Origin of the sequence: Pedobacter antarcticus, assembly GCF_900103515.1 — a bacterium.
GTDB classification, from domain to species: Bacteria; Bacteroidota; Bacteroidia; order Sphingobacteriales; family Sphingobacteriaceae; genus Pedobacter; species Pedobacter antarcticus.
The window spans coordinates 57,401-74,889 of the sequence record NZ_FNGZ01000004.1 but is presented as its reverse complement, the minus strand read 5'-3'; the positions used below and the strand labels follow the sequence as shown (position 1 = coordinate 74,889).

Here is a 17,489-nt window from a genome sequence, read left to right as displayed (position 1 = left end):
TTAAACGACAAAAAGAGCGGATGCCTGTACACAGACATCCGCTCTTTTTTGTTACGCAATGATTACAACTGATATATTCTGATGCGAAGATTTTTATTTGCTCCAGCGGTTATTATAAGGAGTTGCGTCCATATAAATTCCACCATCCAGTTCGATAGACGACACTGTGCTCTTCGCGTTAAATTGCAGTGTTACTGCTTTCTGATTCGCTCTCCATACCTGAGGTTGCTGGTGAATGACCGCAGTTGTGCCATCAGTATAAGTAATTTTCATGTCAAATGGAATTGCAAAGCCTCCGATATTATTCACGGAGACGGTATAGCTAAGACCCTTGATCATCACTTTAGTAAGGGCCAGATCAATATAATTGTTGCTAAAGAACCAGTTGTTCCAGTACCAGTTCAGATCTTGTCCGGAAACATCGTTGATAGTATAGAAGAAGTCCCAGGGAATGGGATGCTTACCGTTCCAGCGGTCCATATATCCTAGTAAATATTTTTTGAATAATACATCTCCGAACATATCCTTAAGGCCCAGATAAGCCAAAGAAGGTTTTACATAGGCATTGTTACCATATCCTGAGCCGGAAACCTGTGTAGAGAGGGAGATGATCGGCTGGTCTTGTTCTGTGGAAGGATCGTTGATCCAGCGCTTCACACGGAAGTTTTTGTAATTTTCTGCTGCCTTTTCTTTTCCTAACTGATCCTGAGCAATCAGGTACTCCAATGTAGTCGCCCAACCTTCGTCCATATGCGCATAACGGGTTTCATTTGTACCCATATAAAAAGGGAAGTAGGTATGTGCAATTTCATGATTTAATACAAACTGGCTGAACTCGTTATCAGGTGTGGTAGAATCATTAATCATCATTGGGTACTCCATATCAGCGAAGCCTTGTACCGCAGTCATTTTAGAGAATGGGTATGGTACGCCAGGCCAGTTGTTAGAGAACCAGTGCAGGGCTTCTTTTGTCCATTTTACGGCATGTGGAAAATCTGTAGCAGTCGCACTATAAGCGGACTGTACACTTGCTCTACGGTTTTTTAAGCTATCTACCAGCACACTTCCCGCATCCCATACGTAAACATTACTCATGGCAAAAGTAATGTCCGTGATATTTTTAGTACTGAATTTCCAGCTGTTCCATTCTTGCTGCAGTGTCACTTTACCCGCTTTCATTTCTGTTGCGTTGGCCATACTGATTACTTCGTCACTCAAATAAGAGTTCTTAAGTTTCGTTGCAAAAGCCGGCTGCAGTACTTCATCAGGATTCAGCAAATCGCCGGTTGCCCATACTACGTAGTTTTTTGGTGCTTTTACCGTAAGCTTATAGTCATTGAAATCATTATAGAATTCACCTCTGTCGGTATGTGGGACCTTATCCCAGCCATTATAATCGTCATATACAGACACCCTTGGAAAGGCATAGGCTACAAAATACGTAGTGCTGTCCAGCTGTCCTTCTCTGCCACTTTGTTTGGAGAGTGGGTAAGACCAGCTGATTTCAAAGTTTGCGCTTTTTCCCGGAGCAATAGCTTTCTTTAATTTCACGTCGGCAACAGTGCCCCAGTTCTTACTATCCACCGCATACTTTTCGCCATCGACCACGAAATTAGAGATATCAAGTCCCGGGGTTAAAAAATCAGGACTTGTATAACCGGAGCGGGGTGCTTCTGGTTTATGTATATTATTCACAAAGCGCATGGTTACCTGCTTCAAGGTATCCGGGCTGTTATTCGTATAAACGATAGTCTGTGTACCCGCAACTACTTTGGTGGCAGGAGTAACACTGATAGTCATATCATATTTTCCACTGTTCTGCCAGTAATTTTTACCAGGTTTACCGTCCAGTGCGCGTGTACCTTTCTCATAAGCTGCTTTTATATTCCTGGGCATATAAAGCTCCTGGGCTTGCGCCTGAAGGCTACCAATGGCCAGTACAGTAAGTACTTTGAAGATTGTGGTTTTCATTGATGTTGTGTTTTTTTGTTAATGCGTATTGCAACAGCACCGGCTATCTGTTTTTCAGATTTTTCCTGCATCCTGTCTTGGACAAATATATCTTATTGTATAAGTTTCTGACGATTTTTTGAAAGAAAGGGATCAAAATGGTCAGCGGTTTCGCGGATTTATATTACCTGACCACTCTGTCATAGTGATCTTATTGTTTAATAATGACAATACGTGGGTTTATGTAATTTAATTCCACAAGTCAATCCGGTGAATCATATTTGAATAAAATAAGTTTACATGAGAAAAGAAATTCGTGTTTTAATTGCCGTATGTCTATTCTTTCAAGGGAATGTATTTGGTCAGACCGCTGGATACGAGAATGACATTAAAGCTATATTGGATAACTTTATTCTAAGCCCTAAGGGAACTGTCTATTGGGCGGAATACCCGGAGGAGAAAAGGGCGTTTTTAATTTCCATCCTAATTTCGGTGGATAATGATGGATCCATTGGTGTCAATTATTTGAACACTAATGAGATGTCAGATTACTTGTTGAATTATCAGAAACTCACCGCTCAAATTCAGGCAGATAAAAATAACCTGTTTAAAAATAGTACTAATACAAATTTCTTGATCCCTGTCTGGGGGAAAGGATCGGGGGTAGAATCAATAAGAATAGGCCCGGAGTTCATAAAAAACTTCGGAAAAATTCTACCTGAAAATCTTTACCAGGACAAAAGCAAAAAGGTATATGTTTTGAATCCATTATCTATTCAAGTGATGAAAATTCATTTACAAAAGCGGCCAATTTAGGGCCTTCTCAGCGAACATATAGTTCTTATTGAACATATAAATTGATATGCTTAAAAAACTCAATTTCATATTTGCCCTTGTAATTATTTTTGGCGCTCACGCCTTCGGTCAGGCTGAAGCGTGTGAGAAATTTATTAATACTGTATTAATAAAGAAATCCTTTGATCCCCAGGGGCTCTATTATTTTGATACAATTCCGAATAAAGAACGAACTTTTTTGCTGACAATGCAGGTCGACGTCAATGAACAGGGCGGTATCTCCGTTAAATTCCTCAACAAAAGTTCGAAATCAGATATAGTGATGGGTTATGATCGCGTAAGGAATGCCATCGTAGAGGATCCTGATAATCTGCTGAAACAATATAAAAATACAAGATTTATTGTGCCCATCTGGGCTAAGACCTACCGCACCGGACGACAGGATATTGAGATTGATGCAGGGTTTTTAAACAATTTCACCAAATTAATACCCTCAGATTTCTATACTTTAAAAGGAATAAGGGGCTATGTATTTAATCCAGTGATATTACATGTGATGGAGGTTACTTATGACAGACGATAAATTCTCCAAAAAGTCGAATCTAATACAAAACATATAGACTTAAGAACGATGTTAAAGAAGATAAGTACCACGGCAGCGATAATTTTACTCTTTCAAATTCAGGCTTTCAGTCAGATTCAGGATTGTGCAAAGGAACTCGGAGATGTATTACGGAAGATTCCCTATCAAATATCCGGGCTTGCGTATTTTAGACAGCTTCCGCAGCAGGAACAATCTTTTCTGCTTTCCATTATGGTTTCTGTAGATAACAGGGGTAGTATAGAAGTGACATACTATAACAGGAGTAAAATATCGGATGAAGTGCTGCGCTATAAACAAATCACAAAGTCTATAAAAAAAGATAGTAGTGGTCTTTTAAGGAATCAGATTAATTCCAGGTTTCTGCTGCCTGTCTGGGTAAAAAAAGCGGAGGCTGATAAGCACGAAATAGAAGTGGGTACAGGTTTCACCGCTCATTTTGCTTCGATAATTCCAACAGGTTTTTATGCTGGAGAAAATATAGAAGCCGTAGTGCTTAATCCGGTTATATTGGACATTGACGGGAGTACATTGTGATGTTATGATTTTTTAAAACTCTTCGCATAAAATCCTGTTATGTCATGTTCAAACGCAGAATGCTAGTCTAAATGTTATTACGGTCTATTTACACGGATGTTTTCGTATTCAGATTTAAAAGATTTGCTTTTATAAGAATTGGCTGCTATCTTCGTTTGATATGAAGCAAGACTATGTGGGCTATTATGCCGGTGTAGTCTTGTTCTTTTTTTACAGGATTTACAAACAATAAAAAAGCTATGACAGAAGTAACATACTATACTCAGGAAGGACTAGATAAACTAAAGGAAGAGGTACATTACTTAAAGACTACAGGGAGACAACAAATCTCTAAAGCGATAGCTGAAGCAAGAGATAAAGGTGATCTTTCGGAGAATGCGGAATATGATGCTGCCAAAGAAGCGCAGGGTCTGCATGAAGCTAAAATATCTAAATTAAATGCTACGCTTGCTTCTGCAAGATTAATAGATGAATCGAAGCTGGATCTTTCTAAGGTGCTGGCACTTTCTATAGTTAAAATTAAAAATGTGAAAAACGGTGCAACCATGACGTATCAGCTGGTTGCAGAAACTGAAGCTGATCTGAAGACTGGCAAAATCTCAGTTAAATCTCCGATTGCACAAGGTTTATTAGGAAAGTCAGTTGGAGATACAACTGAAATTGAAGTTCCGGCAGGAAAAATTGAATTTGAAATCTTAGAAATCAGCAGATAAAATCAGGTAATTATGGCTACTATCTTTACACAAATCGCAGACCGTGAAATTCCGGCACATATCGTTGCAGAGACAGCAGACTTTCTGGCCTTTCTGGATGTTAACCCTCTAGCGCCAGGCCATCTCCTGGTTATACCTAAAAAGGAGATTGATTATATCTTTGATATGGACGAGGAAAGCTATTTCGGACTAACTCTTTTCGCAAAGATTGTCGCTGAAGGATTAAAAAAGGCATTTCCCTGTGTTAAGGTTGGAATGGCTGTAATCGGACTTGAAGTTCCTCATGTACATATCCATTTAATTCCAATGAATCATGTTGGGGATATGAACTTCAGCAAGCCTAAGTTGAATCCTACGCAGGAAGAACTGGAAGAGGCTGCTGCAAAAATCAGAGCTGAACTATCTGACAATACCAGAGGTTAATAACCATCTGATACACATCTTTGCTAGTAAAAAAGTGGGTGTCTGATAATTTCAGACACCCACTTTTTTTGCTTAACCGCTTAAACTTTAAGATACTTCCTTACTTCAGTTTTGGATTATTATGATGTCTGTCGGCATCCCTGATACTTTTCTTTTCCAGATTTTTCTCCAGTGCAGCATTCAGATCAATCCCAGTCTGGTTGGCCAGGCAAATAAGGACAAAAAGTACATCTGCCATCTCATCTCCCAGATCAACGGCTTCATCACTTTTCTTAAAGCTCTGTTCGCCATACTTACGTGACATAATACGGGCTACTTCACCTACTTCCTCCATTAGGATAGCTGTATTTGTTAATTCGTTGAAATACCTTACGCCGGTAGTCTGTATCCACCGGTCGACAGTCTGCTGAGCTTCTTCTATCGTCATAGCTATTCTTTATTTTTTGTATCTATAGTAATGGTTACCGGACCATCATTGACTAAACTGATTTGCATATCTGCCCCAAATATTCCTGTAGCAACTGGTTTACCCAGTAATCTGGCTAGTTGCTGCTGCATCTGCTCGTAAAGCGGAATGGCTTTTTCCGGTCGCGCTGCCCGGGTAAAACCCGGTCGGTTGCCCTTCTTTGTCGCAGCAAATAAAGTAAACTGACTAATTAAAAGTATCTCACCACCTAAATCAAGCAGTGATTTATTCATTAGCCCGGCATCGTCCCCAAAAATTCTCAGGTTACATATTTTCGCAGCAAGCCATTCCAGATCCTCTTGTTCGTCTGCATCTTCAATTCCCAGCAGCACCAGCAGCCCATCCTTAATTTCACCGGTCAGCTTTTCCTCTACATGGCAGCTGGCCCTTTTTACTCTTTGTATTACAGCTCTCATATTACCGCTAAAATAACAATTTCAAATTCTTTCCCTGAAGCTGTACAAAGCCTTCCATGAAACGAGACAAAGCCTTCCACACATATCCACCCAGCTAAACAAAGGCCTTCCATGAAGCTGTACAAAGCCTTCCATATATTTCCACCCAGCTAAACAAAAGCCTTCCATGAAACTGTACAAAGCCTTCCATATATTTCCACCCAGCTAAACAAAAGCCTTCCATGAAGCTAAACAAAAGCCTTCCATGAAGCTAAACAAAAGCCTTCCATAAAGCCATACAAAAAGTCTTCCATGAACCGATAAAGTCCTCCATATATTTCCACCCTTCCATATATGTCAAACTATTTTATGCTTTATTTTCTCGCGAAACGAGGCAAAATAAAAAAAGATAGTCCTTCCTATCTTTTTTCTATTTTAACAAAGTTGCAGCCGAAAATAAGCGTAAAATCAGGAGCGGGTTTCGTTGTTGTGATAAATACTAAGATAACTATCGTACCTGCTGCCCGCTATCTCTTCATTTTCTACAGCCTGTAATACGGCGCATCCCGGTTCATTGAGGTGGCGGCAGTTATGAAATTTACACAGGTGCATGCGATCCCGCATCTCGCGGAAATAGTGGCTGAGTTCTTCGGGTTTGATATCATAGATACCCAGTTCGCGGATTCCCGGGGTGTCTATCAGATAACCACCGAAAGGTAAAGTATGCATTTCAGCAAAGGTTGTGGTATGTTGCCCTTTGTCGCTCGATTCAGAAATTTCTCCCGTTTTAATGCTTCTGCCAGGAAGCAGGGCATTGATCAGGCTGGATTTACCAACACCTGAATGTCCGGAGAACAGAGTGGTCTGGTCTTTTAGCAGACTCTCTATTAAAGGAATATTTGTGCCTTCGATTGCTGAGACTGTATAGCAGGGATAACCCAGTTGTTCGTAAATAGCTTTATATTCTTCCAATACCTCCAGGCCGTCTTCATTATACAAATCAAGTTTGTTAAAGATGAGAACCGCAGGAATACTGTAAGCTTCGGCTGTGACCAGAAAACGGTCTATAAAACCCAGTGATGTTCTGGGCGAGGCGAGGGTAACCACTAAAAAAGCCTGGTCCATATTGGCTGCAATTATTTGCGCCTGTTTGGAAAGGTTAATGGATTTACGGATAATATAATTTTTCCGCACATGAAGTTTGTGAATGACACCATTATCAGAATTAGGCTCCATCTCAAACTCCACCTGGTCGCCGACCGCGATAGGATTAGTGGTCTGAATGCCTTTAATCCTGAATTTACCCTTAATACGGCAGTCATATTCACGGCCATCTTCTCCGTGAACTTGATACCAGCTTCCTGTTGATTTAATTACTAATCCTCGCATATTCTGCTGTAAAGGTAAGGAAAAAGAAAAAAGGTTTGGTTTTTAGAGAAATATAACTTTACTTTATGCCATAGCGAAACACGAAGCGATATCCGCTATTCTATATGATAAATAATTCAACAATTACATCCATTATTATTACCACCATCGGGGAAACCAGAGGGAGGTGAATAATGGTATATGAGTAAATCATAAAAAAAATAACCATTGAAGCGCCTTCCTCTAAACCGGGAAGGCGCTTTTTTTTTAACCTAAAGCGATAAAAACTATGAACATTTTAAAATTCGGAGGAACTTCTGTCGGCTCAGCAGCAGGTATAAGAGCCTTGATCAGTATCCTTCGGGAGCAGGATCAGCAACCCTATCCGGTCGTGGTACTCTCTGCAATGAGCGGAGTAACCAACCTGCTTCAAACGATGGCAGAGAAAGCTAACCTTGGAGAAGATTACAGCGTGGAGCTTAAAACTATAGAGGAAAAGCATTTTGAGGTGATCAGAACTTTACTTCCTGCTGCGGCACAAAATCCGGTTTATACCCGGTTAAAGATCTACCTGAATGAACTGGAAGATATTTTAAGCTCGGTATCTCTGCTAAAGGAATTGAGTGCCCAGACCAGAGATCTGATCTTGAGTTATGGCGAGCGATGCTCCGTGTTGATGATCAGTCATATTGCCAAACTGGAGTTTCCGGATGCAATTGGTGTTGATGGATCAGAACTGATTAAAACAGACAGCCATTTCGGACAGGCAAAGGTAGATATGCCACTGACTGAAATCCTGATTCGTGATTATTACCAGGCGAATGAAGGTAAATTGCTCATTGTTACAGGCTTTATTTCCAGTAACCCGGAAGGCAGAACCACCACACTGGGCAGAGGAGGAAGTGATTATACCGCAGCAATCTGGGGCTCGGCACTGGGTGCGTCCAGAATTGAGATCTGGACAGATGTAAATGGTATGCTGACGGCAGATCCCAGGATGGTAGAAAAAGCTTTCTCCCTGCCGGAACTGAGCTATACTGAAGCAATGGAGCTTTCTTATTTCGGTGCCAAGGTTATCTATCCGCCGACAATGATTCCTGCGTTTTTAAAACGGATTCCTATAGTTATTAAGAATTCTTTTGAGCCTTCTTTTGAAGGTACTTATATTCGCCATGACGTGCAGAGTTCCAATCTGCCAATTAAGGGGATCTCGTCTATTGACGAGATCAGTGTGCTGAACCTTTCAGGAAGTGGAATGGTAGGAAAGGCTGGTTTTAGCGGGAGACTGTTCTCTTTGTTGTCCAGAGAGCAGATCAATGTGATCCTGATTACCCAGAGTTCTTCTGAACACAGTATTACTTTTGCGGTTAACCCGGCAGATGCGTTGAAAGCACTGGCAATAATCAGTAAAGAATTTGAACTCGAGCTGCAGGCTAAAAAACTGGAATATCCGCAGGTAGAAAATGGGTTGTCAGTACTCGCTATTGTTGGAGAGAATATGAAGCGTACGTCAGGGATGTCTGGTAAATTGTTTCATGCGCTGGGACGTAATGGTGTAAATGTACGTGCAATTGCACAAGGTTCGTCTGAGTATAATATCTCTGTGATCCTGTCTAAAACCGATTTATCGAAAGCTGTAAATGCTGTGCATGATGCCTTTTTTGCGGATCGTAAAAAAACGCTTCATGTCTTCTGCCTGGGTACAGGTAATATCGGTCAGACTTTATTCCGTCAGTTATTGGTTCAGGGACCGCTGCTGGCAGTAAATAATGATTTGGAGGTGAAAGTAATGGGAATTAGTAACTCCAGAATGATGTACTTATCACCGCAGGGGATAGACCTGGCTCAATGGCCTCAGGAACTCGAACAGTTTGCAGAACCGGCAGATTTGAAAGAATTTGTAACTAGAATGAAAGCAATGAACCTTCCAAATTGTGTTTTTGTAGACAATACGGCGAGTGCTAATCCGGTAAATTATTATCAGCAGATCCTGGAATCGAGTATTTCTCTGGTTACCTGCAATAAGATTGGTAATTCTGCGGAGTACGAGCAGTATGCAGCGTTTAAGGATGCAGCACGCAAACATGGCGTTGATTTCATGTACGAGACGAATGTTGGTGCCGGACTCCCTATTATCCGCACCTTGAAGGATCTGATGATGAGCGGTGACAATATCTTCAGTATTGAAGCTATTTTATCTGGAACGATCTCTTATATTTTTAATAATTATAAAGACCAGGTGCTTTTCCATGAAGTCGTGAAAGAAGCGCAGGATAAAGGTTATACCGAACCGGATCCAAGGGATGATTTAAATGGCAAAGACTTTATGCGTAAAATGCTGATCCTGGCCAGAGATGCCGGATACCCGCTGGAAGCCGATGATGTGCAGATAGAAAGTATGTTGCCTCCCGCATGCCTTGCTGCAGCTTCGGTGCCGGAGTTTTATGAGGAATTGGAAAAGAATGCAGCTTATTTTGAAGGCTTAAAAGAGGAAGCTGCTGCAGCTGGAAAGGTATTGCGTTATATCGGTAAACTGGAAAATGGAAAGGTAGTTATCGGGTTGCAGATGGTTGATGATTCGCATCCTTTTTATATGCTTTCAGGCAGTGACAATATTATTTCATTCACAACAGACCGTTACAAAGACAGACCGCTGGTTATTAAGGGACCAGGTGCCGGTGCAGAAGTTACAGCAGCAGGCGTATTTGCAGATATAATCAATACAGGTAAACAATGAGAGATTCAGTAAAGGTTTTTGCCCCCGCCACAGTGGCGAATGTGGTGTGTGGATTTGATGTGCTCGGGTTTGCAGTCAATGCGCCCGGTGATGAAGTTATCATGCGTCTGGTTGATGAGCCGGGTGTTAAAATCACAAAAATTACGGGAGATGATGGTCGTCTTCCGCTAGATCCTGCTAAAAATACAGTAAGTGCGAGTGTACAGGATTACCTGAAACATATCGGCAGGGAAGATGCTGGAATTACGATTGAGCTGCATAAAAAGATGCCTATTGGCAGTGGTCTGGGTTCGAGTTCGGCAAGTACTGTAGCAGGATTATTTGCAGTAAATACATTGTTCGGAAACCTCTTAAGCAGGAAAGAGCTGGTGCCTTTCGCAATGAAAGGGGAGGAGCTGGCCTGTGGTTACGGGCATGCAGATAATGTTGCCCCGGCATTGATGGGTGGATTTGTGCTGGTTCGTAGTTACGAACCGCTGGACGTAATCAGCCTGCCTTTCCCGGAAGATCTTTGTGCAGCAATTGTTTATCCTGAAGTGGATGTGCCTACTAAGGATGCCAGGCAGATGATCCGTTCCAAAGTATTTTTGAAAGACGCCGTTAAGCAGTGGGGTAATGTCGCCGGTCTGGTGTCGGGTCTGTATACTAGTGATTACGACCTGATCGGACGCAGCATGGTAGATGTTCTGGTAGAACCTGTCCGCTCTATTCTGATCCCGGAATTCTATGCTATGAGGCAGTTGGCTATGGATCTGGGGGCTGTAGGTTTTGGTATCTCCGGTTCCGGACCGTCTGTATTTGCGCTTACACGGAATCAGGAAACTGCCCGGAAAATCACAGATGCGCTGCAGGCACGTTTGAAAACTGTACAGATTAATAGTCTGTCATTTGTATCACCGGTTAATGCTAAGGGGCCGGTAGTACTGGACTAACATTAACCACAATCTAAACCAAGCTGAAATTTATGAAATTATATAGTACACAAAACAAACAGAACCAGGTCGATTTTCAGACTGCTGTTTTTAACAGCATGCCCCAGGACAAAGGTTTATATATGCCTGTAGACATTCCTGTGCTGCGTCAGGAGTTTCTGGATAATCTGGACCGGTATACCTTACAGGAAATCGCATTTGAAGTATCTTCAGCTTTGCTGAAAGACGCAATCCCTGCCGATGATCTGCGGGCAATCATTGCGGATGCGGTAAATTTTGATGCGCCTGTTCATGAGCTTGATGAAAAGAACTACGTGCTGGAACTTTTCCACGGACCTTCTCTGGCCTTTAAAGATTTTGGTGCACGTTTTATGAGCAGAGTAATGGCTTATTTCCTGAAAGATGGAGAGCAACTGCTCGATGTACTGGTAGCAACCTCGGGAGATACCGGAGGAGCTGTCGCACTGGGTTTTTTAGGCGTGCCGCATACGCGGGTGACAATTTTATATCCGGAGGGAAAAGTTAGTCCTATTCAGGAACTGCAATTATGTACCAATGGACAGAATATTCGGGCAATTACTGTAAAAGGTACTTTTGATGATTGTCAGCAACTGGTTAAGCAGGCTTTTGCAGACCCCGAGCTCAATGCATCTCTTCGTCTGACTTCTGCAAACTCAATTAATATATCCAGACTGATTCCGCAGACATTTTACTATTTTCATGCGCTTGCTCAGTTATTCAGAAAAGGTAAGCGGTCGGTAGTGTTCTCTGTTCCAAGTGGTAATTTCGGGAATATCGGCGCAGGTTTACTTGCCTGGAAAATGGGACTTCCGGTAAAGTCGTTTATTGCGGCTACCAACGCGAACGATACCGTCCCGCGCTTCCTGGAAAGTGGAGTCTATGAGACCAGGCCATCTGTACAGACTTACGCTAATGCTATGGATGTAGGTGCGCCAAGTAACTGGGTCCGGATTATGGAACTGTTTAAGGGAAACCGCGAAGAGGCATTAAAAATGGTTCTTGGTGTCAGTTATACGGATGAGCAGACGCTGGAAGCAATTGCTGAAATCTATAACCGGTATAATTATATAGCGTGTCCGCATACTGCTATTGCCTGGCTGGCTATGCAGAAAGTGCAAGAACAAAAAGCAAATAATGAGGATGTTTATGTTTGTTTGTCTACAGCACATGCTTGTAAATTCCCGGATGTTTTTCCTGAGGAGATTGCCCGCCGGATAGAATTGCCGGAGCAGGTAGCGGAAATGCTTGGAAAAGAAAAATCCGCGACTGCAATGGACGCGGACTTTAATGCTTTTAAAAAATATCTATTAAATGCTGAAGGGGAATAACATCCCTTCAGTTACTTAACCTTTTTGAATCTCATGATGGCGATATCACCCATCATGAAGTTCAGTGTGGTATCTCCTGTTATCGTATACTTATTTACCTTTTTCAGGGTATTAATGAATATATTTTCTCCTTCTCCCGGGCAGGCCATTTTGGTCATCGCCATAGGTTCATTGAAATTGATAGAGGTATCGTCAGCAACCAGTTTACCGAAGAAAGAATTACAGCTCGTATTACCATTTACCCGTTTCTCCAGCAGATCAATAGTTAATACAGGTTTCTTCCCAGGATATAGACCGTTAAATGCAATTCTAGGGCCCGATATATAATTCAGTTCCCAGTTACCTCCTAGTTTAGAGAGGTCGGAACTAGCATCTACTGTGTTCTTCAATGTATTGCAGGAGGTTAATGTGCCTGTCACAGCAAGCAATAATAATGTCGTTCTTCTCATAGCTTTAGCAGATTTCTCGTCAATGAAATATACAAAGAATCTGCCAGAATAAGGATTCGATTTTTTTTAAAGCTTTTTTTAAAAGACCGCTCTCGCAATTCTTTTGGTCGGCTCGGGATTACTCATGGTATAAAAATGTAATACCGGGGCGCCAACTTTTATTAACTCCTTGCACTGCTGGATCATCCATTCAATTCCTACTTCTTTTACAGCCTCCTCATTCTTACAGGCCTGAACCGCCTCTGTCAGGTCTTCGGGAAGATCTATATGGAATATCTTAGGCAGGCTGATCAGTTGTTTAGAACTCGTAATAGGTTTTAACCCGGGAATTATGGGGACATTTATCCCATTCGCCCTGCAATTAGCTACGAATTCACAATATTTAGCATTGTCAAAAAACATTTGGGTCACAATAAACTCTGCACCCATATCTACTTTTTGCTTTAGGTATTTGAAGTCTGCTTTCAGGTTAGGTGCCTCAAAGTGTTTTTCGGGATACCCGGCAACTCCGATGCAGAAATTTGTTTGAAAAGCAGAATGATCTTCGAACAGGTACCGGCCTTCGTTCATGCTTTTTACCTGACCCAGCAGATCTGTCGCAAATGCATGACCACCGGGTGTCGGAATGAAGCCGGAGTCTGCCTGACGGGCATCTCCCCGAAGTACCAGTACATTGTCGATACCCAGGAACTGCAAATCTATTAATGCATTTTCTGTTTCTTCTTTGGTAAATCCACCGCAGATTAAATGGGGTACGGCATCTACCTTATAACGGTTCATAATTGCTGCACAAATTGCTACTGTACCCGGTCTTTTGCGATAAGAAACTTTTTCGAGTAAACCGCTGGTATGTTGTTTATAGATATAATCTTCTCTGTGATAGGTTACGTCAATAAATGGCGGGTTAAATTCCATGAGCGGATCTATAGCTTTATAGATTTCATGAATACTCTTGCCTTTTAAGGGAGGAAGAAGTTCGAAAGAAAAAAGGGTTTTATCCCCGGCATTACTAATGTGGTCGGTAATTTTCATGGTTTGGTTTAATAAGCTAAATTCGGGCTAAGCCATCTTTCTGTGTCTTCAAGACTCATGTTTTTTCGCAGGGCGTATTCTTCTACCTGGTCTTTAGTAATCTTACCTAATCCGAAATAACGCGATTCCGGATGGGCGAAATAGAAACCGCTGACAGCTGCAGTAGGATACATGGCAAAGCTTTCGGTTAGTTTGAGGTTGATTTTGGCTTCTGCATCCAGTAAACGGAACAAGGTATCTTTCTCTGTATGGTCAGGACAGGCCGGATAACCCGGCGCAGGACGAATACCGGCATATTCTTCTTTGATCAGTTCTTCATTGGTCAGAGACTCTTCTCTGGCATATCCCCAGTATTCTTTGCGGACAAGTTCATGCATTCTCTCGGCAAAGGCCTCAGCAAGTCTGTCGGCCAGAGCTTTTACCATAATACTGTTATAATCATCGTGGTTAGCTTCAAATTCAGCCACCATTTCATCACAGCCTATTCCGGTTGTCAACGCAAAACCACCGAAATAATCAGCTACCTGATCTTCTTTGGTTGCTACGAAATCCGAAAGGGCATAATAGGGCTGCCCTGCTACTTTCTCGGCCTGCTGGCGAAGTGTGTGAATGGTTACGGGGCCATTTTCTGTTTCCAGAAAGATATCATCTCCTTGTGCGTAGGCGGGCCAGAAACCAATAACGGCTTTAGCGGTAAGAAGCTTCTCTTTTACTATTTTTTTAAGCAGTACCTGGGCATCATCGAAAAGTTTCTGAGCCTCAATACCGACGTTTTTATCACTGAATATTTTCGGGTAACTGCCGCGCAGTTCCCAGGTATGGAAAAATGGTGTCCAGTCTATATAGGGTACCAGAATATCAAGCGGATAGTCTTCAAATGTACGTGTGCCGGTAAAAGCTGGAGCAGGAGCGACCAGTGCCGGATTTATCTTAAAGCGGTCTGCTCTTACTTCTTCTAATGATTTGAAACGTTTATCTGATCTTTTATTCAGGTGGTTTTCCCTGGCCTTATCGTAGTCCTCACGGATCTGCCGAATATATTCCCCCCGGTTATCGGGGTTCATAAGTGTGCTGCAAACGGTTACACTTCTGGATGCATCCAGCACATGGATCGCAGGTCCCGAATAATTAGGTGCAATTTTTACCGCTGCATGGATTCTTGAAGTCGTCGCTCCGCCAATCAACAGAGGTAAAGTAAATCCTTCACGTTCCATCTCTTTAGCAAAATGCACCATTTCATCCAGTGAAGGTGTGATCAGCCCGCTCAGGCCTATAATATCTGCATTGATTTCCTTAGCCTTTCTAATGATTTCCTGTGCGGGAACCATAACGCCTAGATCCACAATTTCAAAGTTATTACAGGCGAGTACTACACCTACAATGTTTTTACCGATATCATGAACGTCACCTTTCACGGTGGCAAGTAATATTTTTCCTGCTGATGAGCTTTGATCACCATCTGGATTATCTAGTTTTTCCTGTTCAATAAAGGGTAGGAGATAGGCCACTGCTTTTTTCATGACACGCGCAGATTTAACTACCTGCGGCAGAAACATCTTTCCGGCACCAAACAGATCACCGACAATGTTCATTCCGTCCATCAAAGGCCCCTCTATGACATGTATCGGTCTTGGATATTGTTGTCTGGCTTCTTCCACGTCGGCATCCAGATATTCGATAATACCTTTAACCAGTGAGTGGGAAAGGCGTGATTCTACACTTGCTTTCCGCCATTCTTCATCTTTTACGAGTTCTTTTCCTTTTGATTTGACGGTTTCTGCAAAATCTACCAGGCGCTCTGTTGCGTCTTCTCTACGGTTTAGCAGGACGTCCTCAACTCTTTCCAGCATTTCAGGTGGGATAGCTTCATATACTTCGAGCATTCCGGCATTTACAATTCCCATATTTAAACCTGCTTTGATCGCATGGTACAGGAACGCCGAGTGCATGGCCTCTCTTACCGTATTATTTCCACGGAAAGAGAAGGATATATTGGAGACACCCCCGCTTACTTTAGCATAAGGCAGGTTTTCTTTAATCCAGCGTGTAGCATTTATGAAATCCACAGCATAATTGTTATGCTCTTCCAGTCCGGTTGCAACCGTCAGAATATTCGGATCGAAGATAATATCTTCTGCAGGGAAGCCTATTTCATCTACCAGAATATCGTAAGATCTTTTACAGATTTCTTTACGGCGTTCATAGTTGTCGGCCTGTCCATTCTCGTCAAAGGCCATAACTACGACCGCTGCGCCATAATCCATAATCTTACGCGCACTTTCACGGAATTTATCTTCGCCTTCTTTCAGGGAAATTGAATTGACAATGCCCTTACCCTGAAGGCATTTCAGGCCGGCTTCGATAACACTCCATTTAGAGGAGTCTACCATGATTGGTAATTTAGATATATCTGGTTCTGAGGCGATAAGATTCAAAAACTTGGTCATTGCCGCTTCTGAGTCCAGCATTCCCTCATCCATATTGACATCAATGACCTGTGCCCCGCCCTCAACCTGCTGTCGGGCTACTGTCAAAGCGGCTTCATAGTCACCGCTCAGAATTAGTTTAGAGAATTTAGGAGATCCGGTAATGTTGGTTCTTTCACCGATATTGACGAAGATGCTTTCGGGGGTGATAGTTACGGGTTCCAATCCGCTTAGGCGCAGGTAACGCTCCGGTGTGGGGAGAACTCTTGGCCTGATTCCTTTGGCTTTCGCTGCAATAGCAGCAATATGCTCTGGTGTGGTGCCACAACAACCACCCACAATATTGACAAAGCCATGCTGTATAAAATCGTCTACAAGGTTTGCTGTCTCGTTAGGCATTTCATCGTATGCGCCAAATTCATTCGGTAATCCGGCATTTGGATAGGCCGATACATAACAGTTAGCTTTTGCAGCAAGCTCTTCAATATGCGGACGCATGTCTTTAGCTCCCAAAGCACAGTTAAAACCAATACTTAGCGGACGGGCATGGATTACCGAGTTTAAGAAAGCTTCTACAGTCTGGCCGCTGAGGGTTCTTCCGGAGGCATCGGTAATGGTACCGGAGATCATAATCTCTATTTTACGGCCAATCTCTGCTTCATATCTACGAATGGCAATAATCGCTGCTTTTGCATTCAGTGTATCAAAAATAGTTTCGATCATTAACAGGTCGGATCCACCGTCTACCAGGCCTCTGATCTGCGCAAAATAGGCATCTGAAAGTTCGTCGAATGTTAAAGCGCGGTAACCAGGATCGTTCACATCTGGTGAAATGGATAGAGTCCGGTTGGTCGGTCCAATCGCACCTGCTACATAGCACCGGCGGTCTGGATTTTTGGCCATAAACTCATTGACGGCTTCTTTTGCGATTTTAGCACCTTCAAAGCTCATTTCATAGTCTAGCTCTTCCATCTGATAGTCGGCCAGTGAAATACGCTGTGTACTAAAGGTATTGGTTTCTATAATGTCGGTACCAGCTTTCAGGTAGTCGGTGTGAATGGCTTTAATAATATCTGGCCTGGTTAGATTCAACAGGTCATTGTTACCTTTAACATCACAGGGATGATCTTTAAAACGCTCCCCCCTGAAGTCTTCTTCTGAAAGGGTATAACGCTGGATCATGGTTCCCATGGCGCCGTCTATGATTAATATTCTTTGCTCTAAATCTTCTCTAATGCTCATAGCTTGGATGCATATTCAATTGGTATTGTAAACAGTTCCGGAATAAATAAGGGTACGGGTTACAATAGGGTAAT

15 protein-coding genes are annotated in these 17,489 nt (G+C 42.4%); 8 read left to right on the top strand and 7 right to left on the bottom strand.

Going from position 1 to position 17,489, the window contains the following annotated elements; translation table 11 throughout:
• Positions 1–93: 93 nt before the first annotated feature.
• Positions 94–1,971 (bottom strand): M1 family metallopeptidase, encoded by a 1,878-nt coding sequence (locus BLR53_RS10245; RefSeq protein WP_170844855.1) that lies wholly within the window; start codon positions 1,969–1,971, stop codon positions 94–96.
• 279 nt (positions 1,972–2,250) lie between these two features.
• On the opposite strand from BLR53_RS10245, the gene BLR53_RS10240 reads away from it, so the two are divergent.
• From BLR53_RS10240 to BLR53_RS10220, 5 genes are all read left to right on the top strand, one after another.
• Positions 2,251–2,766 carry a hypothetical protein gene (locus tag BLR53_RS10240; RefSeq protein ID WP_074589374.1) on the top strand — a complete coding sequence of 172 codons (516 nt, stop codon included), beginning with the start codon at positions 2,251–2,253 and terminating at the stop codon, positions 2,764–2,766.
• A gap of 46 nt (positions 2,767–2,812) precedes the next feature.
• Positions 2,813–3,328, top strand: a complete 516-nt coding sequence (locus tag BLR53_RS10235) for a hypothetical protein (protein ID WP_074589371.1) — start codon at positions 2,813–2,815, stop codon at positions 3,326–3,328.
• 48 nt (positions 3,329–3,376) lie between these two features.
• The gene (locus BLR53_RS10230) at positions 3,377–3,883 is read left to right on the top strand and encodes a hypothetical protein (protein WP_074589369.1); all 507 of its coding nucleotides are present in this window, start codon (positions 3,377–3,379) and stop codon (positions 3,881–3,883) included.
• A 239-nt stretch (positions 3,884–4,122) separates the two neighbouring features.
• The gene (greA, locus tag BLR53_RS10225) at positions 4,123–4,596 is read left to right on the top strand and encodes a transcription elongation factor GreA (RefSeq protein WP_037440997.1); all 474 of its coding nucleotides are present in this window, start codon (positions 4,123–4,125) and stop codon (positions 4,594–4,596) included.
• Positions 4,597–4,608: 12 nt separating this feature from the next.
• Positions 4,609–5,019 carry an HIT family protein gene (locus BLR53_RS10220; RefSeq protein ID WP_037441001.1) on the top strand — a complete coding sequence of 137 codons (411 nt, stop codon included), beginning with the start codon at positions 4,609–4,611 and terminating at the stop codon, positions 5,017–5,019.
• A gap of 100 nt (positions 5,020–5,119) precedes the next feature.
• Here the strand turns inward: BLR53_RS10220 and BLR53_RS10215 are convergent, their stop codons facing one another.
• From BLR53_RS10215 to rsgA, 3 genes are all read right to left on the bottom strand, one after another.
• Positions 5,120–5,446 carry a nucleotide pyrophosphohydrolase gene (locus BLR53_RS10215; RefSeq protein ID WP_074589367.1) on the bottom strand — a complete coding sequence of 109 codons (327 nt, stop codon included), beginning with the start codon at positions 5,444–5,446 and terminating at the stop codon, positions 5,120–5,122.
• A gap of 2 nt (positions 5,447–5,448) precedes the next feature.
• Positions 5,449–5,901: a D-aminoacyl-tRNA deacylase gene (dtd, locus tag BLR53_RS10210; protein WP_074589365.1), complete on the bottom strand. Its 453-nt coding sequence runs from the start codon at positions 5,899–5,901 to the stop codon at positions 5,449–5,451.
• Positions 5,902–6,348: 447 nt separating this feature from the next.
• On the bottom strand, positions 6,349–7,269 hold the full coding sequence (gene rsgA / locus BLR53_RS10205; protein WP_037441013.1) for a ribosome small subunit-dependent GTPase A: 921 nt from the start codon (positions 7,267–7,269) through the stop codon (positions 6,349–6,351).
• A 268-nt stretch (positions 7,270–7,537) separates the two neighbouring features.
• Here rsgA and thrA point away from each other — a divergent pair, with 268 nt between their 5' ends.
• Genes thrA through thrC form a run of 3 tightly spaced genes read left to right on the top strand, consistent with a single transcriptional unit; the run spans position 7,538 to position 12,266 of the window.
• Positions 7,538–9,985: a bifunctional aspartate kinase/homoserine dehydrogenase I gene (gene thrA, locus BLR53_RS10200; RefSeq protein ID WP_074589362.1), complete on the top strand. Its 2,448-nt coding sequence runs from the start codon at positions 7,538–7,540 to the stop codon at positions 9,983–9,985.
• Entirely contained in the window at positions 9,982–10,917 is a 936-nt protein-coding gene (locus BLR53_RS10195) for a homoserine kinase (protein ID WP_037441019.1), read from the top strand. The genes thrA and BLR53_RS10195 overlap by 4 nt, the downstream gene beginning before the upstream one ends.
• A 32-nt stretch (positions 10,918–10,949) precedes the next feature.
• On the top strand, positions 10,950–12,266 hold the full coding sequence (thrC, locus tag BLR53_RS10190) for a threonine synthase (RefSeq protein ID WP_037441022.1): 1,317 nt from the start codon (positions 10,950–10,952) through the stop codon (positions 12,264–12,266).
• A gap of 11 nt (positions 12,267–12,277) precedes the next feature.
• Here thrC and BLR53_RS10185 read toward each other — a convergent pair whose 3' ends face one another.
• From BLR53_RS10185 to metH, 3 genes are all read right to left on the bottom strand, one after another.
• Positions 12,278–12,715, bottom strand: coding sequence for an META domain-containing protein (locus tag BLR53_RS10185; RefSeq protein ID WP_037441024.1), 438 nt, complete (start codon positions 12,713–12,715; stop codon positions 12,278–12,280).
• Positions 12,716–12,793: 78 nt separating this feature from the next.
• Complete coding sequence (metF, locus tag BLR53_RS10180) at positions 12,794–13,747, bottom strand: methylenetetrahydrofolate reductase [NAD(P)H] (protein WP_037441027.1); 954 nt, start codon at positions 13,745–13,747, stop codon at positions 12,794–12,796.
• An 8-nt stretch (positions 13,748–13,755) separates the two neighbouring features.
• The gene (metH, locus tag BLR53_RS10175) at positions 13,756–17,415 is read right to left on the bottom strand and encodes a methionine synthase (RefSeq protein ID WP_074589360.1); all 3,660 of its coding nucleotides are present in this window, start codon (positions 17,413–17,415) and stop codon (positions 13,756–13,758) included.
• Between the last annotated feature and the right edge of the window lie 74 nt (positions 17,416–17,489).

What these genes read in the sequence shown, in the direction of transcription:
- BLR53_RS10245 (WP_170844855.1), bottom strand. Translation starts at nt 1,971, where the DNA reads ATGAAAACCACAATCTTCAAAGTACTTACTGTACTGGCCATTGGTAGC.
- BLR53_RS10240 (WP_074589374.1), top strand. Translation starts at nt 2,251, where the DNA reads ATGAGAAAAGAAATTCGTGTTTTAATTGCCGTATGTCTATTCTTTCAA.
- BLR53_RS10235 (WP_074589371.1), top strand. Translation starts at nt 2,813, where the DNA reads ATGCTTAAAAAACTCAATTTCATATTTGCCCTTGTAATTATTTTTGGC.
- BLR53_RS10230 (WP_074589369.1), top strand. Translation starts at nt 3,377, where the DNA reads ATGTTAAAGAAGATAAGTACCACGGCAGCGATAATTTTACTCTTTCAA.
- greA (WP_037440997.1), top strand. Translation starts at nt 4,123, where the DNA reads ATGACAGAAGTAACATACTATACTCAGGAAGGACTAGATAAACTAAAG.
- BLR53_RS10220 (WP_037441001.1), top strand. Translation starts at nt 4,609, where the DNA reads ATGGCTACTATCTTTACACAAATCGCAGACCGTGAAATTCCGGCACAT.
- BLR53_RS10215 (WP_074589367.1), bottom strand. Translation starts at nt 5,446, where the DNA reads ATGACGATAGAAGAAGCTCAGCAGACTGTCGACCGGTGGATACAGACT.
- dtd (WP_074589365.1), bottom strand. Translation starts at nt 5,901, where the DNA reads ATGAGAGCTGTAATACAAAGAGTAAAAAGGGCCAGCTGCCATGTAGAG.
- rsgA (WP_037441013.1), bottom strand. Translation starts at nt 7,269, where the DNA reads ATGCGAGGATTAGTAATTAAATCAACAGGAAGCTGGTATCAAGTTCAC.
- thrA (WP_074589362.1), top strand. Translation starts at nt 7,538, where the DNA reads ATGAACATTTTAAAATTCGGAGGAACTTCTGTCGGCTCAGCAGCAGGT.
- BLR53_RS10195 (WP_037441019.1), top strand. Translation starts at nt 9,982, where the DNA reads ATGAGAGATTCAGTAAAGGTTTTTGCCCCCGCCACAGTGGCGAATGTG.
- thrC (WP_037441022.1), top strand. Translation starts at nt 10,950, where the DNA reads ATGAAATTATATAGTACACAAAACAAACAGAACCAGGTCGATTTTCAG.
- BLR53_RS10185 (WP_037441024.1), bottom strand. Translation starts at nt 12,715, where the DNA reads ATGAGAAGAACGACATTATTATTGCTTGCTGTGACAGGCACATTAACC.
- metF (WP_037441027.1), bottom strand. Translation starts at nt 13,747, where the DNA reads ATGAAAATTACCGACCACATTAGTAATGCCGGGGATAAAACCCTTTTT.
- metH (WP_074589360.1), bottom strand. Translation starts at nt 17,415, where the DNA reads ATGAGCATTAGAGAAGATTTAGAGCAAAGAATATTAATCATAGACGGC.